Source organism: Mycobacterium sp. NGS34, assembly GCF_059812845.1.
Genome location: NZ_JCALDM010000005.1, coordinates 97,447 through 120,438 on the forward strand (window position 1 = coordinate 97,447; position 22,992 = coordinate 120,438).

The window sequence follows — 22,992 nt, forward strand, 5'->3', positions numbered from 1 at the left end:
CATCGGCGCCGCGGAGGGGCCTATTCGGGGGCATCCGCGCGCATGACAGACTTGACGACGTGACGCGTCCGCGACCCAGTATCGGGCCCGCACTGGCCGGTGCGGTCGATCTTTCCGGTCTCAAGCAGCGAGCCCAACAGAGCGCTTCTCCGCCCGGCCCCGGCGGGCCGGCGGCCCCGGGGGCGATCGAGGTGACCGAGGCCAACTTCGAAGCCGAAGTGCTGGTCCGGTCCGACGAAGTCCCGGTGGTGGTCGTGCTGTGGTCGCCGCGCAGCGACGCGTGCGTGGAGCTCGTCGAGACGTTTTCCGGCCTGGCGGTCGAGGACGCCGGCAAGTGGTCGCTCGCGACGGTCAACGTGGATGTGGCCCCCCGGGTGGCCCAGATATTCGGTGTCGACGCGGTCCCGACCGTGGTGGCTTTGGCCGCCGGCCAGCCGCTGTCCAGCTTCCAGGGGGTGCAACCGCCCGACCAGTTGCGGCGCTGGGTCGACTCGCTGTTGTCGGCGACCGCCGGGAAGCTAAGGGGCGCAAGCGGTTCCGAGCAAGCCGAAGTTGACCCGGAGTTGGCCCAGGCCCGCCAGCAGCTTGAGGACGGCGACTTCGCCGGCGCCAAGCAGTCGTATCAGGCGATCCTGGACGCCAACCCGGCGAGCGCCGAAGCGAAGGGCGCGATCCGCCAGATCGACTTCCTCACGCGCGCAACGGCGCAACGCCCCGACGCCATCGCGGTGGCCGAGGCCGCGCCGGGCGACATCGAGGCCGCGTTGGCGGCCGCCGACGTGGAAATCCTCAACCAGGATGTCGGCGCCGCGTTCGAGCGCCTGACTGCCTTGGTGCGCAGCACATCTGGCGACGATCGCACCCGGGTGCGCACCCGCTTGATCGAGCTGTTCGAACTCTTCGATCCCGCTGACCCCGAGGTCATCGCCGGTCGGCGGAACCTCGCCAACGCGCTGTACTGAGTCCGCCCTACTCGGGTTCCAGCCACAGCGCCGACGTCGGCGGCAGGACCATGACGGCCGAGGCGGGGCGACCATGCCACGGGTCCTCTGTGGCGTCGACGCCGCCCATGTTGCCGATTCCCGAGCCGTTGTAAATGGTCGCGTCGGTGTTGAGCACCTCGCGCCAGCGGCCGGCGTAGGGCAGGCCCAGTCGGTAGCCGCTGTGCTCGGAACCCGCGAAATTGAATACGCAGGCCATAACCGATCCGTCGTTGCCATACCGGAGGAAACTCAGCACGTTGTTGGCCGAGTCGTTGGCGTCGATCCAGGAATAGCCGTCGGGAATCGTGTCTTGGCTCCACAGCGCGGGGCGGCTCCGATAAATCTGGTTGATGTCGCGCACGAAGCGCAACACCCCGTTAGAGAAGCCCTGCTCGTCGAGCTGCCACCAATCCAAACCATTCTGCTCGGACCACTCCGCGCGCTGAGCGAATTCCTGGCCCATGAACAACAATTGCTTGCCCGGGTGTGCCCACTGGTAGGCGAGCAGGCTGCGCAAGCTCGCGGCCTTCACGTGATTGTTGCCCGGCATCCGGCCCCACAGCGTGCCCTTGCCGTGCACCACCTCGTCGTGGCTGATCGGCAGCACGTAGTTCTCGCTGAACGCGTACAGCATCGAGAACGTCATCTCGTGGTGGTGGTAGCTGCGGTAAATCGGGTCGCGGCTGATGTAGTCGAGCGTGTCGTGCATCCAGCCCATGTTCCACTTCATCGAAAAGCCAAGGCCGCCAAGGTTTGTCGGTCGCGTCACCCCGGGCCATGAGGTCGACTCCTCGGCGACGGTGACGATGCCGGGAGCGGCCTTGTGGGCCGTGGCGTTCATCTCCTGCAGGAACTGCACCGCCTCCAGGTTTTCCCGCCCGCCGTAGACGTTGGGGGTCCAGCCGCCCTCGGGGCGCGAGTAGTCCAGGTAGAGCATCGACGCGACGGCGTCCACCCGCAGGCCGTCGACGTGGAACTCTTCGAGCCAGTACAAGGCGTTGGCCACCAGGAAGTTGCGCACCTCCGCGCGGCCGAAGTCGAAGACGTAAGTGCCCCAGTCGAGTTGCTCCCCGCGCTTGGGGTCGGCGTGCTCGTAGAGCGGGGTGCCGTCGAATCGTCCCAGCGCCCACGCGTCCTTGGGAAAGTGCGCCGGCACCCAGTCCACGATGACGCCGATGCCGGCCCGGTGCAGCGCGTCGACCAGCCCCCGGAAGTCGTCCGGCGTGCCGAACCGCGACGTCGGCGCGTAGTACGACGTGACCTGGTATCCCCACGACCCCGCGAACGGGTGCTCGGCGACTGGCAGCAGCTCCACATGGGTGAACCCGTGCTCCACAACATAATCCGTCAGCTCACGGGCGAGCTGGCGGTAGCTGAGCCCCGGGCGCCACGAGCCGAGGTGCACCTCGTACGTGCTCATCGGCTCGAACACCGGATTGTGTTGCGCGCGGCGCGCCATCCAGTCGGCGTCCTCCCACGTGTAGCTGCTGCGCGTCACGCGCGACGCGGTGTGCGGCGGAACCTCGGTGGCGAAAGCCATGGGATCGGCGCGCTCGGTCACCACGCCGTCGGCGCCGTGCACGCGAAACTTGTACAGGCCCTCCACGGGAAAGCCCGGCCAGAACAACTCCCACACCCCGGAGGAGCCGAGCACCCGCATGGGCGCCTCGTTGCCGTTCCAGCCGTTGAACTCGCCGATCAGGTTGACGCCCTTGGCGTTGGGCGCCCACACCGCGAACGAAACCCCGGACACGACGCCGTCGGCCGTGGTGAACGAGCGGGGATGGGCCCCAAGGACTTCCCAGAGCCGCTCGTGGCGGCCCTCCCCGAAGAGGTGAAGGTCGACTTCACCCAGGGTGGGCAGGAAGCGGTAGGCGTCGGCGACGACGTACGGGTCGGAACCCTCGTAGGTCACCTCGAGCCGGTAGTCGATCAGGTCGACGAACGGCAGGGCCGCCGCGAACAGGCCCGCTTCGACATGCTGCAGCGGGAACCGGTCCCCGCCGACGAGCGCGACGACTTCCCGCGCGTGCGGGCGAAACGCCCGGATGACGGTGTGGTCACCGTACTCGTGTGCACCCAGGATGCCGTGCGGGTTGTAGTGCGCACCGGCCACCAGGCGCGCCAGGTCCGCCGGATCGGGCGCCAGATTTAATCCGGCCAGTTCATCGGTTCGGCTCACGGCCCGTCACCTCCTACGCAGCAGCGTGATTCGCGATTCGTACGGTATGAGCGGCATGTTGATGATGTGCGCGACCGCCTGCGCGGGATCGAGGCGAATGTAATTGGACTGCCCCCATTGAAATTCCTGACCGCTGATCTCGTCGCGCACCCAAAAGCGCTCATAAGGCTCCATACCCAATGCCGCCATGTCCAACCACAGCGTCGCTTCCTCGGGTCCGAACGCGTTCAGCGACACCACCACCAGCACGCAGTCGCCGGTGGCCGGGTCGAACTTGCTGTAGGCCAGCATCGCGTCGTTGTCAACGCCATGGAAATGGATCGTGCGCAGCTGCTGCAGCGCCGGGTGCAGGCGGCGAATCATGTTGAGCCGCTTGATGAAGGGCTCGAGCGATCGCCCCTCGGCCAGCGCGCCCGCGAAGTCGCGGGGCCGCAATTCGTACTTCTCGGAGTCCAGGTACTCCTCGCTGCCCTCCCGCACCGCGCGGTGTTCGAACAGCTCGTAGCCGGAGTACACGCCCCAGGCGGGACCCATGGTCGCCGCCAGCACGGCGCGGACGGCGAACATGCCCGGGCCGTTGTGCTGTAGCACCGCGTGCAGGATGTCGGGGGTGTTGACGAACAGGTTCGGCCGGCGAAAGTCGGCGAGAGCGGCGATGTCGTTGCCGAACTCGGTGAGCTCCCATTTGGCCGTGCGCCAGGTGAAGTAGCTGTAGGACTGCGTGAAGCCGAGCTTGGCCAGGCCGTATTGCCGCGCCGGCGGTGTGAACGCCTCCGATAGGAAGAGCACGTCGGGATCGGCGTCTTTGACCTGACCGATCAGCCAGGCCCAGAAGTCTGGGGGCTTGGTGTGCGGATTGTCGACCCGAAAGAACTTGATGCCGTGGTCGATCCAGTGCCGGACCACCCGCAGCACCTCGTCGTAGAGTCCCGCCGGGTCGTTGTCGAAGTTGATCGGATAAATGTCCTGGTACTTCTTCGGCGGGTTCTCCGCGTAGGCGATGGTCCCGTCGGGCAGTTCGGTGAACCACTGCCGGTGGTCGCGGGCCCACGGATGGTCCGGCGCGCATTGCAGCGCCAGGTCCAGCGCCACCTCCATGCCCAGATCGCTTGCGGCGGAGACGAAGTCGTCGAAGTCGTCGATCGTGCCCAGGTCCGGGTGAATCGCGTCGTGGCCGCCCTCGTCGCTGCCGATCGCCCACGGCGATCCCACGTCTCCGGGCGCTGCGGTGGGGGAGTTGTTGCGGCCCTTGCGATGTACCTTCCCGATCGGATGAATGGGCGGCAGGTAGACGACGTCGAAGCCCATGTCCGCGATACGCGGTAGCTGGGCGGCCGCCGTGGCGAACGTGCCGTGCACGGGCTTGCCGTTCGCGTCCCGGCCGCCCGTCGAGCGGGGGAACATCTCGTACCACGCGCCGAAGCGGGCCAACGGCCGGTCCACCCACACCCCGAACTGCTCGCCGCGGGTGACCAGGTCCCGCAACGGAAACTCCGCCAGGAGTTCCTCGATTTCGGGGTCCAGCGCAAGCGCCGTGCGGGTGACCGCGTCGCCCGGTGCGCGCAGCGCCTTGGCCGCCGCCAGCAGCGGATCGCGCCGCGCCCGCGGCACACCGGTCGCGGCGCGCTCGAACAGTACGGCCCCCACCAGCAGATCGTTGGACAGCTCGGTGGCGCCCTGCCCGGCATCGAGCTTGGCGACCAGCCCGTGCCGCCACGAGTGGATGGGATCGCCCCACCCGTCGACGCGGAAGGTCCACAGCCCGACCCGGTCGGGGGTGAACACCCCGTGGAACACATAAGGTTCCTGGCCCTCGGTCATCGGCAGCAGCAGCGGCTTGATCCGCTGCTCGGCCGCCTTGCCGTCGAGCGCTGGCGCGGTCCGTTCGGGGGCCGCGACGGCCTTGATCCGGCGGGCTTCGGTCGCCTGCGGGTAACGCTGCCCGAGGTAGCGCACGACCAGGGTCGCCGCGACCGCCTCGTGGCCTTCTCTCCAGACCGCGGCGCTTACCGGGACCATCTCACCGACCACCGCCTTGGCGGGGTACGCGCCGCAGGAGACGACGGGCTGGACGTTGTCGATCTCGACACGACCGGGCACAACCACTCCGTTTCGATTGTGTGGCGAGACCGCGCTGTGCTTTCGTCGCGGAATGTCTCGCCGCTCAGAAACTTCCTGTCGTGGGGACTTCATCGGACGGACCGCATCGTTGCGGCCCAATAACTAACCGATACCCACCCTAGTGGGCGATCACACACCGCTGAAAGCAAACGGGCGCTCGCTGGACCTGCGAGCGCCGAAATCCTCAGTAAGGTAATGACGTGTGAAAGCCCTTCGCCGCTTTACCGTCCGTGCTCATTTGCCCGATCGTCTGGCCGCGCTGGATCAGCTTTCGACCAACCTGCGGTGGTCGTGGGACAAGCCCACGCAAGACCTTTTCGCGGCGATCGACCCGACGCTGTGGGCGCGGTGCGGCTCCGACCCGGTGGCGCTGCTCGGGGCGGTGAGCCCGGCGCGGCTCGACGAACTGGCGCTCGACGAAGAATTCGTCGGCCGGCTCGATGCGCTGTCGGCCGACCTGAACGATTACCTGAGCCGTCCGCTCTGGTATCAGCAGCGGCAGCACGCCGGGGCCGCGCTGCCGGCCGCCATCGCCTACTTCTCGATGGAGTTCGGCGTGGCCGAGGTGCTGCCCAACTATTCGGGCGGCCTGGGAATCCTCGCCGGCGACCACCTGAAGTCCGCGTCCGACCTCGGCGTCCCGTTGATCGCGGTGGGCCTGTACTACCGCTCCGGCTACTTTCGGCAGTCGCTGACCGCGGACGGCTGGCAGCACGAGACCTACCCGGCGCTGGACCCGCAGGGCCTGCCGCTGCGGCTGCTCACCGACGCCGCGCGCGAACCCGTGCTGGTGGAACTGACGCTTCCCGACTCGGCGCAGCTGCGGGCGCGGGTCTGGGTCGCGCAGGTGGGTCGCGTCCCGCTGCTGTTGCTGGATTCCGACGTCCCGGAGAACGAGCACGAACTGCGCGGCGTCACCGATCGCCTATACGGCGGCGACCAGGAACACCGCATGCGCCAGGAGATCCTGGCCGGCATCGGCGGCGTGCGCGCCATCCGCGCGTTCACCGCCGTCGAGGGCCTGCCGGCGCCCGAGGTGTGGCACATGAACGAGGGCCATGCGGGGTTCCTCGGGGCCGAACGCATCCGCGAGCTGATCACCGATTCCGGCCTGGACTTCGACACCGCGCTGACCGTCGTGCGGTCGGCCACCGTGTTCACCACCCACACGCCGGTGCCCGCCGGTATCGACCGCTTCCCGGTCGACATGGTGCGGCTTTACTTCGACGACGGGCTGCAGGACGGCGCCGACGGGGCGACGAAGGCCAAGGGTGCGCCCGCCCTGCTGCCGGGCGTGCCGACCGCGCGGATCATCGCGCTCGGCGCGGAGGACGATCCGACGAAGTTCAACATGGCCCACATGGGCCTGCGGCTGGCCCAGCGCGCCAACGGCGTCTCACTGCTGCACGGCCGGGTCAGCCGGGCCATGTTCAACGAGCTGTGGCCGGGATTCGATTCGGCCGAGGTGCCGATCGGGTCGATCACCAACGGCGTGCACGCGCGCACCTGGGCGGCCCCGCAATGGCTGCAGCTGGGGCGCGAGCTGGCCGGGTCGGACTCGTTCGGCGATCCCGGCGTGTGGCTGCGGGTGCAGGAGGTCGACGCCGGGCATCTGTGGTGGATCCGGTCGCAACTTCGGGCGCTGCTGGTCGAGGACGTTCGGCGGCGGCTGCGCCGCTCGTGGCAGGAGCGGGGCGCGCCGGATGCCGAACTGGGCTGGATCGCAACGGCTTTCGATCCCAACGTGCTGACCATCGGGTTTGCCCGGCGGGTGCCGACGTACAAGCGCCTGACGCTGATGCTGCGCGACCCCGAACGGCTCGAACAGCTGCTGCTCGACGAGGAGAGGCCGATCCAGCTGATCGTCGCCGGCAAATCGCACCCCGCCGACGACGGCGGCAAGGCGCTGATCCAGCAGGTGGTGCGGTTCGCCGACCGGCCGGACGTGCGCCACCGCATCGCCTTCCTGCCCGACTACGACATGTCGATGGCCCGGCTGCTGTACTGGGGCTGCGACGTCTGGCTGAACAACCCGTTGCGCCCCCTGGAGGCCTGCGGCACGTCGGGGATGAAGAGCGCGCTGAACGGCGGGCTGAACCTGTCCATCCGCGATGGCTGGTGGGACGAGTGGTACGACGGCGAAAACGGTTGGGAGATACCGACTGCCGACGGCGTCGCCGACGAGTCCCGTCGCGACGACCTGGAGTCCACCGCGCTGTACAACCTGCTGGAGCAGTCGGTGGCGCCGAAGTTCTACGAGCGCGACGAACACGGGGTCCCGCCACGGTGGATCGAGATGGTGCGCCACACGCTGCAGACGCTCGGCCCGAAGGTGTTGGCGTCCCGCATGGTTCGCGATTACGTCGAGCAGTACTACACGCCGGCGGCGGAATCGCTGCGCAGGACCACGGCGGCCGAGGACGGCGGCGCCGAGTTCGACGCGGCCCGCGAGCTGGCCGTCTATCGCCGGCGCGCCCACGATGCGTGGCCCAAGATCACCATCACCGACGTCGACAGCACCGGCCTGCCGGACACCCCGGTGCTCGGCTCCAAGTTGACGCTGACCGCGACCGTGCAGCTGGACGGCCTGGCGCCCGACGAGGTCACGGTCCAGGCGCTGGTGGGCAGGGTCGACACCGGCGACGCGCTGCTGGACCCGGTCACCGTCGAGATGTCCTACACCGGCACCGCGGAGGGCGGCAATCAGGTCTTCTCGACGACCACGCCGCTGCCGCTGGCCGGCGCGGTGGGATACACGGTGCGCGTGCTGCCGAACAACCCGATGCTGGCCGCCAGCAACGAGCTCGGTCTGGTCACGCTGGCTCGCTAGACGCGGGTGCGCGCAGCCGTTCCAGCGCGGCGCGAACCCGCGCGCCGTCGGTCGTCGCCCAGAACGGCGGCAGCGACGCGCGCAGGTAGCCGCCGTAGCCGGCGGTCACCATCCGCGAGTCCAGGACCGCGACCACGCCCCGGTCGCTGACGCGGCGCAGCAGCCGGCCCGACCCCTGCGCCAGCAGTAGCGCGGCATGGTTGGCGGCGACGGCCATGAAGCCGTTGCCGCCGCGCGCGGCCACCGCGCGCTGCCGCGCTCCCAGCAGCGGGTCGTCGGGCCGCGGGAACGGGATGCGATCGATCAGCACCAGCGACAGCGACGGCCCCGGCACATCGACGCCTTGCCACAGCGACAGGGTGCCGAACAGCGAGGTCTCCTCGTCGGCGGCGAACTGCTCGACGAGCGCCGAGGTGCTGTCGTCGCCCTGGCACAGCACCGGCGTCGACAGCCGCCCGCGCATGGCCTCGGCGGCGGCACGGGCGGCGCGCATCGACGAGAACAACCCCAGGGTGCGCCCGCCGGCGGCGGTGATGAGTTCGGCGATCTCGCTCAGCTGCTCGGCCGAGCCGGTGCCGTCGCGGCCCGGCGGCGGCAGGTGGGCGGCCACGTACAGGATCCCGGCCTTAGCGTGCTCGAACGGCGACCCCACGTCGAGACCACGCCAGGCCGCCGGTTCCTCCGAGTCCGTTCCGGCCAGGCCCCAGGCCGCGGCCATGGCCTCGAAGGACCCGCCGATCGCCAGCGTCGCCGACGTCAACACCGTCGTCGAGCGCGAAAACACCTCGGTGCGCAGCAGGCTGGCGACCGACAGCGGCGCCACCCGCAACACCGACCGCACCGAACCCCGGTTGTCCTCGTGCTCGAGCCAGACCACGTCGGTGCGATCCGGAATGGGTGGGGTGAACGACGTCAGGATCCGTGACGCGGTGTCGGAGATCTCGCTCAGCGCCGCAACGGCTTCGGCGCGCGCCGACGCCACCTTGGTGTCGCTGGTGGTGTCGATCGCCGAGCGCGCCGCCGTGGCCACGTCGCGCAGCGCGGTCAGGTAGGTCGCCAGCTCGTCGTCGAGGCGGTCGATGCGGCCCGGCGTGCCGTCGTGGATGTACGCGGAGAAGTTGGCGGTCGTCGCCTCCAGCCGCTGCACCAGTTCGGGATTAACCAGCCGGGCGATCCGGCGCGCGGCGACGCCGAGGGCGGCCGACGTCAGTTCCGCGGTGGCCACCGACGTCACCCGGTCGACCAGCTCGTGCGCCTCGTCGACGACCAGCAGCGCGTGCTCGGGCAGCACGGCCGACTCCGCGACGGCGTCGATGGCCAGCAGCGCGTGATTGGTGACGACGATGTCCGCGGCGCCGGCCCGGCCACGCGCCCGCTCGGAGAAGCACTCGGCGCCGAACGGGCAGCGCGCCACGCCCAGGCATTCCCGGGCCGACACGCTGACCTGCGACCAGGATCGGTCCGGCACGCCGGGCTTCAGGTCGTCACGGTCGCCCGATTCGGTCGTCGACGCCCAGGCGGTGAGCCGCTGCACGTCGCGCCCCAGCGCGCTGACCGCCACCGGATCGAAGAGCTCTTCCTGCGGCCGTTCGTCGTCCGGCTCGCCGCCTGCGGCGCCGTTATGGATCTTGTTCAGGCACAAGTAGTTTCGGCGCCCCTTCAGCAGCGCGAAGCGGGGCCGGCGCGGCAGCGCGTCGGCGAGCGAATCGGCCAGCCGCGGCAGGTCGCGATCGACGAGCTGGCGCTGCAGCGCGATCGTGGCCGTCGACACGACGACCGGCGCGTCGTCGGTGACCGCGCGAACGATCGCGGGGACCAGGTAGGCCAGCGACTTGCCGGTCCCCGTGCCGGCCTGCACGACGAGGTGCTCGCCGGTTTGGAAGGCCCGCTCGACGGCGCCGGCCATCTCCACCTGGCCGCGGCGCTCGCTGCCGCCGAGCGCGGCGACAGCGACGGCGAGCAACGCGGACACGGACACGTCGATCGTGGTCATTCCCCCGCTCTCAGGGCCGGATCTGCGTCGTCGGGATCGCGGGCTCGCCGTGCGACAGGTTCAGCCCCTCCCAGGGCAGGCTGCGCAGTCCCGAAGTCACCAGCCCCCGCGCCGTCGACAGGTCCGCGTCGAACACCGCCTGCCCGCCGCGGACCAGGGGCATCGTGACCAACCGGCACGGTTCGGTGGTCTCCGGTGGGCGCCCCGCGGGGTACACCACCTCCTCGGTGATCGTCCCCGTCGGACGCGCCAGGCGCAGCGCCTCCTTGCGGCCGCCGCGGGATTCCTTGTGGCTGCTTCGCTTTTGGACGGGCATGCCGTCCACCTCGACCAGCTTGTAGACCATGCTCGCGGTCGGCGCGCCCGAGCCGGTCACCAGCGACGTGCCGACGCCGTAGCTGTCGACCGGCTCGGCGCGCAGGGCGGCGATGCTGAACTCGTCGAGATCGCCGGACACCACGATGCGGGTTTGCGTGGCCCCCAGCCCGTCGAGCTGTTCGCGCACCTGACGGGCGAGCACCCCGAGCTCACCGGAGTCGATGCGCACGGCGCCGAGCCCGGTGCCGGCGGCGGCGACTGCGTTGGCCACGCCGGTCGTCACGTCGTAGGTGTCCACCAGCAGCGTGGTGCCGGCGCCCAGCGCGTCGACCTGGGCGCGAAACGCCGCCACCTCGTCCGGGCCGTCCCGGTGCGTGTGCAGCATGGTGAACGCGTGCGCGGACGTGCCCTCGGCGGGAATCCCGTATCGGCGCTGGGCCTCCAGGTTGGAGGACGCGGCGAAGCCGGCGATGTACGCGGCGCGGGCCGCCGCCACCGCCGCCTGTTCGTGGGTTCGGCGCGATCCCATCTCGACCAGCGGGCGGTCCCCGGCCGCGCTGACCATGCGCGCCGCCGCCGACGCGATCGCCGTGTCGTGGTTGAAGATCGACAGCGCCAACGTTTCCAGAAGCACGCATTCGGCGAAGCTGCCGTGCACCGACAGCACGGGCGACCCGGGGAAGTAGAGCTCGCCTTCGGCGTAGCCGTCGATATCCCCGCCGAACCGGAAATCGCGCAGGTACGCCAGGGTGCCCGGGTCGAGAAATCGCGCCAGCAATTCGCACGCCTCGTCGTCGAACCTGAACTGCGGCAACGCTTCCAGGAGCCGGCCGGTGCCGGCGACCACGCCATAGCGGCGCCCTTCGGGCAGGCGGCGGGCGAACAGTTCGAACGTGGTCCGGCGGTGCGCGGTGCCGTCGCGCAGCGCCGCCGCCAGCATGGTCAACTCGTACTTGTCGGTCAGCAGCCCAGCCGGGACCGGCTCGTTCATTCCGCAACGGTAACGGCTGGGGGCGGCGCGCGTGTGCCTCGGTATCGTAGGGGCCATGGTTGTTGCGTCAGCGCCCACGAAACCGGGCACTACCGGGCAACGCGAGTCCGCGCCGGTCGACGTCACGGCCAGCCCGTGGGTCACCATCGTGTGGGACGACCCGGTCAACCTGATGACCTATGTGACGTATGTCTTCCAGAAGTTATTCGGCTACAGCGAGCCGCACGCGACGAAGCTGATGCTGCAGGTGCACAACGAAGGCAAGGCGGTGGTCTCGGCGGGCAGCCGGGAATCCATGGAAGTCGACGTGTCCAAGCTGCATGCCGCCGGTTTGTGGGCGACGTTGCAGCAGGACCGCTGAGATTCGAGGCAGTCCGGGACTCCTTGTGCGCAAATGGAAGCGCGTCGATACCGCCAACGGCCCCCGTTTTCGGTCCGCCTTGGCGTCCCACGAGGCTGCCCTGCTCAAGAACCTCGTCAGCGCGATGATCGGCCTGCTCGACGAGCGCGAATCTTCTTCACCCACAGACGAACTCGAGGAGATCACCGGCATCAAGACCGGGCACGCCGAACCGCCACGCGATCCGACGCTGCGTCGGCTGCTGCCGGATTTCCACAATCCCGACGACGCCGCCGGACCCGATGACGCGGACGACAAAGCTTCCGGCGACGCGCCCGACAGCCTCAACGCCGCGCTGCGCAGTCTGCACGAACCGGAGATCATTGCGGCCAAACGCGCTGCCGCACAACGGCTTCTGGACACCGTTCCGGACAACGGCGGCCGTTTCGAGCTGACCGAGGGCGACGCGAACTGCTGGATCGCGGCGGTCAACGACATCCGGCTGACGCTGGGGGTGATGCTCGAGATCGGCCCGGAAGGCCCGGAACGCCTTCCCGCCGACCACCCGCTGGCCGTGCATTTCGACGTCTACCAGTGGCTGACCGTCCTGCAGGAGTATCTGGTCCTGGCGCTGATGGGGGGACCGGCCGGATGAACTCGATCACCGACGTCGCGGGCATCCGCGTCGGTCACCACCAGAGGCTCGACCCCGACGCGTCGATGGGCGCCGGCTGGGCCAGCGGCGTGACGGTCGTGCTGACCCCGCCCGGGACGGTCTGCGGCGTCGATTGCCGCGGCGGTGCGCCCGGCACCCGCGAGACCGACCTGCTGGATCCGGCGAACACCGTGCGGTTCGTCGACGCGGTGCTGCTCGCCGGCGGCAGCGCCTATGGACTGGCGGCCGCCGACGGGGTCATGCGCTGGCTGGAAGAGAACGGGCGCGGCCTGGCCATGGAAGGCGGCGTGGTGCCCATCGTGCCGGGCGCGGTGATCTTCGACCTGCCGGTCGGCGGCTGGGACCGCCGCCCGACCACGGAGTTCGGCTATGCGGCCTGCGCGGCCGCCGAAGCCGGCGCGGTGGCCGTCGGGACCGTTGGCGCCGGGGTCGGCGCTCGCGCCGGGGTGCTCAAGGGCGGCGTCGGGTCGGCGTCGACGACGTTGACGTCCGGGGTCACCGTCGGCGCCGTCGTCGTCGTGAACTCCGCGGGCGAGGTCGCGGACCGCGCGACCGGCCTGCCATGGATGACCGACCTGATCGCCGAGTTCGGGCTGACGCCCCCGCCCGCCGAGCAGATCGACGCGTTCGCGCAGCTGCCGTCGCCCCTGAATCCGCTCAACACCACGATCGCCGTCGTCGCGACCGACGCCGCGCTGAGCGCGGCCGGGTGCCGGCGCATCGCGATCGCCGCCCAGGACGGGCTGGCGCGGACCATCCGGCCGGCGCACACCCCGCTGGACGGCGACACCGTGTTCGCGCTGGCCACGGGGGCCGTCGAGGTGGCCCCGGACGCGGGCTCCAAGCCGCCGCCCGCCGCGTTCTCGCCGGAGACGGGCCTTGTCACCGAGGTCGGTGTGGCCGCGGCCGACTGCCTGGCCCGCGCGGTGCTTTCCGCGGTCTTCGCCGCCGAATCGGTCGCCGGAATACCGACCTACCGAGCCGTGTTGCCCGGAGCATTCGCCTGAGGGCCGGCTGGAAGTATCTGTCCACCGGCGCCTATGCCGGTAGCCTGGACGATGCGGAGAACGCTCTAGAAGGGCAGCTATGGGCATGACGCGCCGGCGACGATGCAGAGCGCAGCGATGAGGAGGAGTGGCGCTCAATGAGCGGGCAGGTCGGGCAGCCGCGCACACCAGCAAAGCAATCGAAAAAGCGACCCCAATGGATGGTCGGTGGGGCGACGATCCTCACCTTCGTCGCGCTCCTCTACCTGGTCGAGCTGATCGACCAGCTGATGGGCGGCAGGCTGGATTCCAACGGCATCAGGCCGCTGGAGGCCGACGGCCTGTGGGGGATCATCTTCGCCCCGGTTCTGCACGCCAACTGGCAGCACCTGATGGCCAACACGATCCCGCTGCTGGTGCTGGGATTCCTGATGACGCTGGCCGGGTTGTCGCGGTTCGTCTGGGCCACGGCGATCGTATGGATCCTGGGCGGCTTCGGCACCTGGCTGATCGGCGACGTCGGCAGCAGCTGCGGGCCGACCGACCACATCGGCGCCTCCGGCCTGATCTTCGGCTGGCTGACGTTTTTGCTGGTGTTCGGGGTATTCGTGCGCAGGTTCACCGACATCGTCATTGGGTTGGTGGTGTTGTTCGCATACGGCGGCGTGCTGTTGGGCGCGATGCCGGTGCTCCACCAATGCGGCGGCGTGTCCTGGCAGGGCCACCTGTCCGGTGCGGTCGCCGGCGTCGTCGCGGCGTATCTGCTGTCTGCCCCGGAGCGCAAGGCCCGCGAAAAGAAAGCCGGCGCGCGACGCGCCAAGGCATGAGTTCGCCGTTAGCGCCCGTCGGGGTCTTCGACTCCGGCGTCGGGGGACTGACCGTCGCGCGGGCGATCATCGACCAGCTGCCCGACGAGGACATGATCTACGTCGGTGACACCGCCAACGGTCCCTACGGGCCACTCACCATTCCCGAGGTTCGCGCGCACGCGCTGGCCATCGGCGACGACCTGGTCGACCGCGGCGTCAAGGCGTTGGTGATCGCCTGCAACACGGCGTCGGCGGCGTGCCTGCGCGACGCCCGCGAGCGCTACGACGTCCCCGTCGTCGAGGTGATCTTGCCGGCGGTTCGGCGCGCGGTCGCCACCACCCGCAACGGGCGCATCGGCGTCATCGGCACCCGGGCGACCATCAACTCGCACGCCTACCAGGACGCGTTCGCCGCCGCCCGGGACACGGAGATCACCGCGGCCGCCTGCCCGCGGTTCGTCGACTTCGTCGAGCGCGGCGTGACGAGCGGGCGCCAGGTGCTCGGGCTGGCCGAGGGCTACCTCGAGCCGCTGCAGCGCGCGCAGGTCGACACGCTCGTGCTCGGGTGCACGCACTACCCGCTGCTGTCCGGGCTGATCCAACTGGCGATGGGCGAGAACGTCACGCTGGTCTCGAGCGCCGAGGAGACCGCCAAGGAGGTGCTGCGGGTGCTCACCGAAAAGGACCTGCTGCGCCCGCATGACGCGCCGCCCGCCACGAGGGTCTTCGAGGCCACCGGCGATCCCGAGGCCTTCACCAAGCTTGCCGCGCGGTTTCTCGGGCCCGCGGTGACCGGTGTTCAGCCGGTGCATCAAACCCGCGCCCGCTAGGCGCGCGGGGAGATTCTGATCACACCAAAGCGGCAATGTTTTCTCCATCGCCCCATCGGGCATGGCACAGTAGTGTCCGTGCGAATAACCGTGCTCGGCTGCTCGGGCAGCGTGACCGGTCCGGATTCGCCTGCATCGGGTTATCTGCTTCGGGCACCGGATACCCCGCCGCTGGTACTCGACTTCGGCGGCGGTGTTTTGGGCGCGCTGCAGCGCTACGCCGATCCCGGCTCCGTCCACGTGCTGCTGTCGCACCTGCACGCCGACCACTGCCTGGACGTGCCCGGGCTGTTCGTATGGCGCCGCTACCACCCGTCGAAGCCGCTCGGCAAGGCGCTGTTGTATGGGCCGGGCGACACCTGGTCCCGGCTGGGCGCCGCGTCGTCGCCCTACGGCGGCGAGATCGACGACTGCTCCGACATTTTCGACGTTCGCCATTGGGTCGATGGCGAGCCCGTGACGTTCGGCGCGCTCACGGTGACGCCCCGCGTGGTGGCGCACCCCACCGAGTCGTACGGCATGCGGATCACCGACCCGAGCGGCGCGTCGTTCGTCTACAGCGGCGACACCGGCGTCTGCGATCAGCTGGTCGAGCTGGCCCGAGGCGCCGACGTCTTCCTCTGCGAGGCCTCCTGGACGCACGCGCCCGACCGCCCGCCCGCCCTGCACCTGTCGGGGACCGAGGCCGGCCGGGTCGCCCGGCAGGCCGGCGTGCACGAGCTGCTGCTGACGCACATCCCACCGTGGACTTCGCGCGAGGACGTCATCACCGAGGCCAAGGCCGAGTTCGACGGTCCCGTGCACGCGGTGGTCTGCGGTGAGACGTTCGATGTCCGCCGCTCCGAAAGGGTCTGAGCACCCGGCGTTGGCTAGGGTTACTGGGTGTCCAAACGAGAAGACGGCCGCCTCGACGACGAGCTTCGCCCCGTCGTCATCACCCGCGGATTCACAGACCACCCGGCGGGCTCGGTACTGATCGAATTCGGCCACACCAAGGTCATGTGCACCGCCAGCGTGACCGAGGGCGTGCCGCGCTGGCGCAAGGGTTCCGGGCTGGGATGGCTGACCGCCGAATACGCGATGCTGCCGTCGGCCACCCACACGCGCTCCGACCGCGAATCCGTGAAGGGCCGGCCGAGCGGACGCACCCAGGAGATCAGCCGGCTGATCGGCCGGTCGCTGCGGGCGTGCATCGACCTGCGGGCGTTGGGGGAGAACACGATCGCCGTCGACTGCGACGTGTTGCAGGCCGACGGCGGCACCCGCACCGCGGCCATCACGGGCGCCTACGTCGCCCTGGCCGACGCGGTCACCTACCTGTCGGCGGCGGGCAAGCTTTCCGACCCGCGGCCGCTGTCGTGTGCCATCGCGGCGGTCAGCGTCGGCGTGGTGGACGGCCGGATCCGGGTCGACTTGCCCTATGACGAGGACTCCCGCGCCGAGGTCGACATGAACGTCGTGGCCACCGACACCGGAACCCTGGTGGAGATCCAGGGGACCGGCGAGGGTGCGACGTTCCCGCGCTCGACCCTGGACAAGCTGCTCGACGTCGCGCTCGCGGCGTGCGACCAGTTGTTCGCCGCCCAGCGTTCGGCGCTGGAGCAGCCGTACCCCGGTGTGCTGCCCGAGGGGCCGGCGCCGTCGAAGGCGTTCGGCAGCTGACCCACCTTCAAATAGACTCGACCGATTACCCGTTTAGCCTTGACCGGTCTATCAATTAGCCCTCGGTCTGGGATTTTGATATCACCAGTTAATGCTCCAAGGGCCGAAATAGGCCCCATAGTTTGTGACCGTACTATTGGCGGCCCTGTCCGCAAAGAACGCGGTAGATCCCAGTGGAGTGTTGATCTGCCAAATTAGATCGGCGCCGGTATTGAGATTGTTGTGCACCTGCGCGGTTGCCGACAACCCTAGGACTGGCAAGTTCGTAGGCGGGGCCGAGGGAACAAGGGCGTGAATGGTTCTATTCGGGTTATAGCTCCAGGATGCGGTGGCATGTCCTTCGACACCGAAGCCGGTGCCATCCGGACCCAAAGAGTAGCTGCTCGACGTATCCCAGCCGATGTACGAAAGATATTTGTCCACCGCCGCATCTTTCAAAGTCCCGACTGGATCTGTCACAAAACTCACGGCAGTCGAGATCTCGCCCAAGAGAGTACTGACAGGAGCGTCTGTCAGCGTTTGCGCGGCGTTTGCGGCCTCTGCGCTCGCATACTGAGCGGCTCCGCCACCCAACAAGCTCGAAAACCGGTCGTGAAATGCTGCCGCGTTGGCGCTGAGGGCTTGAAATTCTTGGGCGTGTGCACCAAAGAGCGCCGTGATTGCCGCCGACACCTCATCAGCAGCCGGTGCCGCGATGGCTGTTGTCGGAGCGGTTGCTGCCGCCGTTGCGGTTCTTAGCGCGGTGCCGACCTCCTGCAAATTCTGCGCCGAGGACGTCACAATGTCCGGCACCACGTTGAGCAACGACATGACCGGCTCCTCCTCGCCAACGCCGGGCGGCGGTCACCGCAGTGTACGAAAGAACGTTCCCACTTGAAAACGATGATTTTCAAATCACTCGCCGATGTTGTAGGGCGAGATCGGCGTCCCGCGAACCGTCGGGACCGCGCTTCGGTGCGGTGCTTTGCACTCATCGTCCGCTTGATGATCTTCTAGCTATTTGTTGTCGCGTGCAGTCGCGCCGTCAATCGAGGTGACGAGACGATGTTTTGGAATGACCGGTGACCCACCTGCTGGTTGCCAGCCGCAACGCCAAGAAGCTCGCGGAACTGCGCCGCGTGCTCGACGGCGCGGGCCTGTCGAGGCTGACGTTGGTTTCGCTCGACGATGTGGCGCCGTTCGAGGAGGCCCCCGAAACCGGCGCGACGTTCGAGGACAACGCGCTGGCCAAGGCGCGGGATGGGTTCGCCGCGACGGGCCTGGCGTGTGTGGCCGACGACTCGGGGTTGGAGGTGGCCGCCCTTAACGGAATGCCCGGCGTGCTCTCGGCGCGGTGGTCGGGCAACCACGGTGACGACTCCGGCAACACCGCGCTGCTGTTGGCGCAGTTGCGTGACGTCCCCGACGAACGGCGCGGCGCGGCGTTCGTGTCCGCCTGCGCGCTGGTGTCGGCGTCGGGCGAGGTCGTCGTGCGGGGCGAGTGGCCCGGCTCGATCGCGCGGGCGCCGCGCGGCGACGGCGGGTTCGGCTACGACCCGGTGTTCCTTCCCGACGGCAGCGACCGCACCGCGGCGCAGTTGAGCCCGGCGGAGAAGGACGCGGTGTCGCATCGCGGTCGCGCGCTGGCGCTTCTCGTGCCCGCGCTGCGCGACTTGGCGTCGCCGCGAACGTGAGGCTGGCCGCACGTTCGGCCTCGAGTGTGCGGCCAGCCGCACGCTCGATCCCCTACTGCCCGAAGCGCGCCTTGACGGCCTTGGTCTGGAAGTGCTCGACGATGATGCCGAGCAGCGGGATGGTGCCGGACAGCAGCACGCCGATGGTCTTGCCGATCGGCCAGCGGACCTTGATCGCGAGGTTGAAGGCCGCCAACACGTACGCGAAATAGACCCAGCCGTGCACGACTTCGATCCAGCGGATCTCGTGGTGGAACGCCAGGTGCGAGACGATCTCGTAGCACAGCGCGATCAGCCACAGACCCGTCGTCCACGCCATCACCCGGTAAGCGAGCAACGCGGTGCGGATCTTCTCGACGGGGAACGCGGGCGCCGGCGCGCCGGGCGTCTCGGGTGTGGTCATGCGGTGGTCCTGTTCTCCTTCTCGGCGTCTTTCTGGGCGAGCTCGGCCAGGTAGGCGTTGTACTCCCGCAAGGCGGGATCATCGGGCGGCGGTTGCGCCGGCTTGGGCCGCTCGGGCAGCAGGCCGGCGGGGATTTCGGTCATCTCGCCGCTGTGCCGCGGTTCCGGTGGCTGCTCCTCATAGCGCACGAATTTGCGGTAGGCGTAGACGCAGAACCAGGCGAACAGCGGCCACTGCAGCGCGTAGCCCAGGTTCTGGAAGGTGCCCGAGACCGACTGGAACCTCGTCCACTGCCACCAGCCCAGGGCGAGGCAGCCGCACGCCGCGACGATCACCAACGCGATCAGCGCGGGCCTGCGACGGCGGGTTGTGGACACCACTTGACCGTACCGCTCACGATTTGGGACCGACGAATTCGTCGAGGCGCGCGGTACGATCGGCACCGCCGCGGGCGTGGCGAAATGGCAGACGCGATGGCTTTAGGTGCCATTGCTCGAAAGAGCGTGTGGGTTCGAATCCCTCCGCCCGCACCGATGTGATGTCGCGAGACATCGAGGACAGACGATGTGTGTTCGTTGAGCGTGCCGCGCCGAGCTATCGCTTCGCGTCACCGTCGCGCTCGTCGTCCCCGTAGGCCCAGTCTGGAAGCGGTGTATTCGGTATGGCGCCGAAAGCCTGCGCTTCGTAACCAGGTTGGCCGCTTGGCCCCTTCCATCTGGGGTCCAATCTGTTGGCGCGTGTGCGCCGAATTCCCCGGATTATCAGGGCGACGGCGCCTCCAACGATGAAGGCGAGCAGCGCGATCTTCAAAATCAGCAACAGCACGGCCATATCCCCTTGGGTTCCTGTGGCTCTGTGGCTTCGTGCGTCATTGAACCCATTCAACCGCAGCTTGGATCGGATGTGGTGGCGTGGCCTGTTAGGTGAGGGAGTTCGTATCACTGCGCCCGCACGTGTTTTGTTGCGCGTTCCGCGGGTAACCGCGATGAACCACATCAAGGAAGGCGCCATGGCCCGGGAGCCGCTTGAGCAAGCCGTCACGGCCGAAGATGTGGACCGCGCGGAAAGCAGAGCGGCCGAGGCCCGCGAACGGGCTGCTCTTGCAGGCCTGTCGGCGGCCCGCAGCTTCGAGGAGTCCGCGCTTCAGCACGAGCGGGTCGCAAAGGTGCAAGACGTGACCGTCGCACAGGGCGCGTCCCACTCGGAGGTGCACCGCGAGTCCGCGTCTCGTCATCGCCAGGCGGCGGCCGAGGATCGGAAACTGGCCCAGCAGAAGCGAAAAGAGTCCGAAGCCGATCTGTCCCTAGACAGCGAGTGATCACCCGGAAAGCTCGTGGTGCCGCCGTGAAATCACCTTTGGTTCAACGGATTTGGAGCTGATCGTTACCCCGCGAGAGGGCTTACGTGTGTTCACAAATTACCCGTGTGTCCAATGGCGTGCAGATCCGTACGCGGTGGCGCGAATGCGCAGCATAGCGCCTTTTTCCACGTACATACGTAGGCGACTCAAAATCAGGTCAGCGAACACGTGTTTATCGAAAGCGCCGGGTGGGAAGCCGATGGGGAAGCGTGAGCCAACCGGCCCATGTGAAACCTCGATCAGACCGCTGGAATGACTTATGGCTTCTCCGTTTCGTAGCCTCACTCGCTGGAGCACCGCGCCCGCCAAAGGCGTGCAGACCGCCAGATCCTGGGTCAATGTGCCGCGTGGGCTGGCGGCCCGCGCGACTACCCCGTTACTGCCCGACGATTACCTCAAGCTGCTCAACCCGCTGTGGTCGGCGCGGGAGTTGCGCGGCCTGATCGTCGACGTGCGCCCCGAAACCGCCGACTCGGCGACCGTCACGATCAAGCCCGGTTGGGGTTTTTCGGGGCGCTACAAGCCGGGCCAGTACGTCGGCATCGGCCTGCGGATCGACGGCCGATGGCACTGGCGCTCCTATTCGTTGACGTCGATCCCGCGCCGCGACAGCAAGAACATCACCATCACCGTCAAGGCCACCCCCGAGGGCTTTCTGTCGACCCACCTCGTCAACGGCGTCAAACCCGGCACCGTCGTGCGGCTCCAGTCCCCCAAGGGAGACTTCGCGCTGCCCGACCCGCCGCCGGCGAAGATCCTGTTTATCACCGCAGGCAGCGGGATCACCCCGGTGATGGCGATGCTGCGCACTCTCAAGTCCCGCGGCCAACAGGCCGACATCGTGCACATCCACTCGGCGCCCAGTGCGGACGACGTGATATTCCACGACGAGCTGCGCGAGCTCGAAAAGGCTCAGCCCGGGTATCGACTTCACTTGCAGCTCACCGAAACTCAGGGGCACCTCGATTTCGCGCACCTGGCCGATATCGTCAACGACTGGCAGGACCGCCCGGCCTGGGTGTGCGGCCCGTCGGCCCTCCTGGACACCGCCGAAGAGATATGGAATAGCGCGGACTGCAGGGATCAGCTGCACATGGAGCGCTTCACCATCGCCGCCACTGACAAGGGCGGCGAAGGCGGAACGGTCACCTTCGCCATATCCGACAAGACCGTCGAAATCGACGGCGCCACATCGATTATGGAGGCCGGCGAACAGGTTGGTATCCAGATGCCGTTCGGGTGCCGGATGGGAATCTGCCAGACGTGCGTGCTGCCGCTGGAGGCGGGGCACGTGCGCGACTTCCGGTCGGGGACCGAACACGGCGCGGGCGACCGCATCCAAACCTGCATCTCCACAGCATCCGGAGACTGCACGATCAAGATCTAGGGGGACCAATGGCAATCACCGATATCAAGGAATACGCGCACCTGACCACCGAGGACATCGAGCAACTCGCGCACGAACTGGACGCCATCCGCGCCGACATCGAGGAGTCCCGCGGTGAGCGCGACGCCCGCTACATTCGCCGGTCCATTCAGCTGCAGCGCGGTTTGGCCGCCGGCGGGCGAATTGCGTTGTTCGCCAGCCACAACAAGCTGGCGTGGGCCTCCGGCACCGCGATGCTCGCAATGGCGAAAATCATCGAGAACATGGAGCTGGGCCACAACATCATTCACGGGCAGTGGGACTGGATGAATGACCCGGAGATCCACTCGACGGAATGGGAGTGGGACACCACCTGCCCGAGCGTGCAGTGGAAGCGCTCCCACAACTTCGTCCACCACAAGTACACGAACGTTGTCGGCCTCGACGCCGATGTGGGCTACGGCATCATGCGTGTCACCCGCGACGAGCCGTGGGAACCCTGGATGCTCGGCAACCCGATCTACAACATGCTGCTGGGCACGTTCTTCCAGTACGGCGTCGCGTTGCACCACATCGAGACGGCGAAGCTGCGCAAGAAGGAAAAGAGCTGGGCCGAGGCGGCCAAGGATCTGCGGGTGATCACGAAGAAGCTCGTCAGGCAGGAGGGCAAGGACTACCTGATCTTCCCCGCGCTGAGCGGGCGCAACTGGAAGCGCACCATCAAGGCCAACATGACCGCCAACCTGATTCGCAACGTGTGGGCGTACATGGTTATCTTCTGCGGCCACTTCCCCGACGGCGCTGAGAAATTCACCGTCGACGAGTTCGAGAACGAGACCCAGGGGGAGTGGTACCTCCGCCAGATGCTCGGATCGGCGAATTTCAACGCCGGGCCGCTGATGGCCTTCGTCAGTGGCAACCTGTGCTACCAGATCGAGCACCACCTGTTCCCGGACCTGCCCAGCAACCGCTACGCGGAGATCGCCGTGCGGGTGCGCGAGCTGTGTGACAAGTACGACCTGCCGTACACCACGGGATCCCTTGGCCGCCAATACCTGCAGACGTTCTGGACGATCCTCAAACTCGCCCTGCCGGACAAACTCCTCCAGGCGACGCCCGACGACGCTCGCGAGACGCGTTCGGAACTGAAATTCCGCGTACGCGAGGGGCTGCGGGAAAGCTTCGTCGATCCCCAGACGGGCAAACGGCGCGGCCTGCGCACCGCCCTGCGTGAGTTGCGGGGGGCCGGGCAGGCGGCCTAGCCGAGGCGACCCGACCAACGGTCGCCCAGATCCACGCCACCGCGAAAAAGTTCGAGTAGGGGTCACGGTTTCGTCGATCTCGACGCGAGCGGGCCGAGCCGAGGCGACCCGGGTTGACCTTTGGTAAGGCAACCCTTAGTTTGTGGGTAACTTACCTACTCGGAGGGTCGCTGAATGCTGTCGGTTGCATCACGTCGGGGCGGGCGG

At 68.2% G+C, this 22,992-nt stretch carries 19 protein-coding genes, 1 tRNA gene and 2 pseudogenes; 15 read left to right on the plus strand and 7 right to left on the minus strand.

From position 1 onward, the window contains the following. Positions 1–59 precede the first annotated feature (59 nt). Positions 60–962, plus strand: a complete 903-nt coding sequence (locus tag AC5Y7V_RS14515; protein WP_499880742.1) for a tetratricopeptide repeat protein — start codon at positions 60–62, stop codon at positions 960–962. 7 nt (positions 963–969) lie between these two features. On the opposite strand, the gene glgB is transcribed toward AC5Y7V_RS14515, so the two are convergent. Then, on the minus strand, positions 970–3,165 hold the full coding sequence (glgB, locus tag AC5Y7V_RS14520) for a 1,4-alpha-glucan branching protein GlgB (protein WP_499880743.1): 2,196 nt from the start codon (positions 3,163–3,165) through the stop codon (positions 970–972). Between the two features lie 6 nt (positions 3,166–3,171). Next, positions 3,172–5,265 (minus strand): alpha-1,4-glucan--maltose-1-phosphate maltosyltransferase, encoded by a 2,094-nt coding sequence (locus AC5Y7V_RS14525; protein WP_499880744.1) that lies wholly within the window; start codon positions 5,263–5,265, stop codon positions 3,172–3,174. A 223-nt stretch (positions 5,266–5,488) separates the two neighbouring features. Between AC5Y7V_RS14525 and glgP the strand changes: the two genes are divergently transcribed. After that, on the plus strand, positions 5,489–8,116 hold the full coding sequence (gene glgP / locus AC5Y7V_RS14530) for an alpha-glucan family phosphorylase (protein ID WP_499880745.1): 2,628 nt from the start codon (positions 5,489–5,491) through the stop codon (positions 8,114–8,116). Here glgP and AC5Y7V_RS14535 read toward each other — a convergent pair. Both AC5Y7V_RS14535 and AC5Y7V_RS14540 read right to left on the minus strand, forming a co-directional pair. After that, positions 8,100–10,109: an ATP-dependent DNA helicase gene (locus tag AC5Y7V_RS14535; RefSeq protein WP_499880746.1), complete on the minus strand. Its 2,010-nt coding sequence runs from the start codon at positions 10,107–10,109 to the stop codon at positions 8,100–8,102. The genes glgP and AC5Y7V_RS14535 overlap by 17 nt on opposite strands. A 10-nt stretch (positions 10,110–10,119) precedes the next feature. Further along, a pseudogene (locus AC5Y7V_RS14540) lies at positions 10,120–11,489 on the minus strand (nicotinate phosphoribosyltransferase). On the opposite strand from AC5Y7V_RS14540, the gene clpS reads away from it, so the two are divergent. The 8 genes and pseudogenes from clpS to rph all read left to right on the plus strand — a co-directional run bounded on the left by clpS (position 11,474) and on the right by rph (position 16,721). After that, complete coding sequence (clpS, locus tag AC5Y7V_RS14545) at positions 11,474–11,779, plus strand: ATP-dependent Clp protease adapter ClpS (protein ID WP_066928670.1); 306 nt, start codon at positions 11,474–11,476, stop codon at positions 11,777–11,779. The pseudogene AC5Y7V_RS14540 and the gene clpS overlap by 16 nt on opposite strands. A 25-nt stretch (positions 11,780–11,804) precedes the next feature. Then, on the plus strand, positions 11,805–12,413 hold the full coding sequence (gene aosR / locus AC5Y7V_RS14550; protein ID WP_499880747.1) for an oxidative stress transcriptional regulator AosR: 609 nt from the start codon (positions 11,805–11,807) through the stop codon (positions 12,411–12,413). Next, a complete protein-coding gene (locus AC5Y7V_RS14555; RefSeq protein ID WP_499880748.1) occupies positions 12,410–13,441 on the plus strand; it encodes a P1 family peptidase in 1,032 nt (343 codons plus the stop codon). Before aosR ends, AC5Y7V_RS14555 begins: the two co-directional genes overlap by 4 nt. Before the next feature lie 2 nt (positions 13,442–13,443). Next, positions 13,444–13,530 (plus strand): annotated as a pseudogene (locus tag AC5Y7V_RS14560) (hypothetical protein); the annotation flags it as partial. A 48-nt stretch (positions 13,531–13,578) separates the two neighbouring features. Continuing rightward, on the plus strand, positions 13,579–14,247 hold the full coding sequence (locus AC5Y7V_RS14565) for a rhomboid family intramembrane serine protease (protein ID WP_499880749.1): 669 nt from the start codon (positions 13,579–13,581) through the stop codon (positions 14,245–14,247). After that, positions 14,244–15,059 carry a glutamate racemase gene (gene murI, locus AC5Y7V_RS14570; RefSeq protein WP_499880750.1) on the plus strand — a complete coding sequence of 272 codons (816 nt, stop codon included), beginning with the start codon at positions 14,244–14,246 and terminating at the stop codon, positions 15,057–15,059. Before AC5Y7V_RS14565 ends, murI begins: the two co-directional genes overlap by 4 nt. 72 nt (positions 15,060–15,131) lie before the next feature. Then, positions 15,132–15,914 carry a cyclic nucleotide-degrading phosphodiesterase gene (locus AC5Y7V_RS14575; RefSeq protein ID WP_499880751.1) on the plus strand — a complete coding sequence of 261 codons (783 nt, stop codon included), beginning with the start codon at positions 15,132–15,134 and terminating at the stop codon, positions 15,912–15,914. 27 nt (positions 15,915–15,941) lie between these two features. Continuing rightward, the gene (gene rph / locus AC5Y7V_RS14580) at positions 15,942–16,721 is read left to right on the plus strand and encodes a ribonuclease PH (protein ID WP_499880752.1); all 780 of its coding nucleotides are present in this window, start codon (positions 15,942–15,944) and stop codon (positions 16,719–16,721) included. 81 nt (positions 16,722–16,802) lie between these two features. On the opposite strand, the gene AC5Y7V_RS14585 is transcribed toward rph, so the two are convergent. Continuing rightward, positions 16,803–17,531: a PE family protein gene (locus tag AC5Y7V_RS14585; RefSeq protein ID WP_499880753.1), complete on the minus strand. Its 729-nt coding sequence runs from the start codon at positions 17,529–17,531 to the stop codon at positions 16,803–16,805. 251 nt (positions 17,532–17,782) lie between these two features. Between AC5Y7V_RS14585 and rdgB the strand changes: the two genes are divergently transcribed. After that, positions 17,783–18,394, plus strand: a complete 612-nt coding sequence (rdgB, locus tag AC5Y7V_RS14590) for an RdgB/HAM1 family non-canonical purine NTP pyrophosphatase (protein WP_499880754.1) — start codon at positions 17,783–17,785, stop codon at positions 18,392–18,394. A 52-nt stretch (positions 18,395–18,446) separates the two neighbouring features. Here rdgB and AC5Y7V_RS14595 read toward each other — a convergent pair whose 3' ends face one another. Together AC5Y7V_RS14595 and AC5Y7V_RS14600 are read right to left on the minus strand one after the other, a co-directional pair. Continuing rightward, on the minus strand, positions 18,447–18,797 hold the full coding sequence (locus AC5Y7V_RS14595) for a DUF3817 domain-containing protein (RefSeq protein ID WP_499880755.1): 351 nt from the start codon (positions 18,795–18,797) through the stop codon (positions 18,447–18,449). Continuing rightward, a complete protein-coding gene (locus tag AC5Y7V_RS14600; RefSeq protein ID WP_499880756.1) occupies positions 18,794–19,174 on the minus strand; it encodes a hypothetical protein in 381 nt (126 codons plus the stop codon). The genes AC5Y7V_RS14595 and AC5Y7V_RS14600 overlap by 4 nt, the downstream gene beginning before the upstream one ends. Positions 19,175–19,244: 70 nt before the next feature. On the opposite strand from AC5Y7V_RS14600, the gene AC5Y7V_RS14605 reads away from it, so the two are divergent. The 4 genes from AC5Y7V_RS14605 to AC5Y7V_RS14620 all read left to right on the plus strand — a co-directional run bounded on the left by AC5Y7V_RS14605 (position 19,245) and on the right by AC5Y7V_RS14620 (position 22,785). Further along, positions 19,245–19,327, plus strand: a tRNA-Leu gene (locus AC5Y7V_RS14605). A gap of 455 nt (positions 19,328–19,782) precedes the next feature. Then, on the plus strand, positions 19,783–20,115 hold the full coding sequence (locus tag AC5Y7V_RS14610) for a hypothetical protein (RefSeq protein WP_499881021.1): 333 nt from the start codon (positions 19,783–19,785) through the stop codon (positions 20,113–20,115). 301 nt (positions 20,116–20,416) lie between these two features. Continuing rightward, entirely contained in the window at positions 20,417–21,544 is a 1,128-nt protein-coding gene (locus AC5Y7V_RS14615; RefSeq protein ID WP_499880757.1) for a ferredoxin reductase, read from the plus strand. A gap of 8 nt (positions 21,545–21,552) precedes the next feature. Further along, positions 21,553–22,785 (plus strand): fatty acid desaturase family protein, encoded by a 1,233-nt coding sequence (locus AC5Y7V_RS14620; protein WP_499880758.1) that lies wholly within the window; start codon positions 21,553–21,555, stop codon positions 22,783–22,785. Positions 22,786–22,992 lie beyond the last annotated feature (207 nt).

Excerpts from the sequence above, each read along its gene's own strand:
- AC5Y7V_RS14610 (WP_499881021.1), top strand. The coding sequence starts at position 19,783 with ATGAACCACATCAAGGAAGGCGCCATGGCCCGGGAGCCGCTTGAGCAA.
- AC5Y7V_RS14615 (WP_499880757.1), top strand. The coding sequence starts at position 20,417 with ATGGCTTCTCCGTTTCGTAGCCTCACTCGCTGGAGCACCGCGCCCGCC.
- AC5Y7V_RS14585 (WP_499880753.1), bottom strand. The coding sequence starts at position 17,531 with ATGTCGTTGCTCAACGTGGTGCCGGACATTGTGACGTCCTCGGCGCAG.
- AC5Y7V_RS14595 (WP_499880755.1), bottom strand. The coding sequence starts at position 18,797 with ATGACCACACCCGAGACGCCCGGCGCGCCGGCGCCCGCGTTCCCCGTC.
- AC5Y7V_RS14535 (WP_499880746.1), bottom strand. The coding sequence starts at position 10,109 with ATGACCACGATCGACGTGTCCGTGTCCGCGTTGCTCGCCGTCGCTGTC.
- murI (WP_499880750.1), top strand. The coding sequence starts at position 14,244 with ATGAGTTCGCCGTTAGCGCCCGTCGGGGTCTTCGACTCCGGCGTCGGG.
- AC5Y7V_RS14555 (WP_499880748.1), top strand. The coding sequence starts at position 12,410 with ATGAACTCGATCACCGACGTCGCGGGCATCCGCGTCGGTCACCACCAG.
- AC5Y7V_RS14565 (WP_499880749.1), top strand. The coding sequence starts at position 13,579 with ATGAGCGGGCAGGTCGGGCAGCCGCGCACACCAGCAAAGCAATCGAAA.
- AC5Y7V_RS14620 (WP_499880758.1), top strand. The coding sequence starts at position 21,553 with ATGGCAATCACCGATATCAAGGAATACGCGCACCTGACCACCGAGGAC.
- clpS (WP_066928670.1), top strand. The coding sequence starts at position 11,474 with ATGGTTGTTGCGTCAGCGCCCACGAAACCGGGCACTACCGGGCAACGC.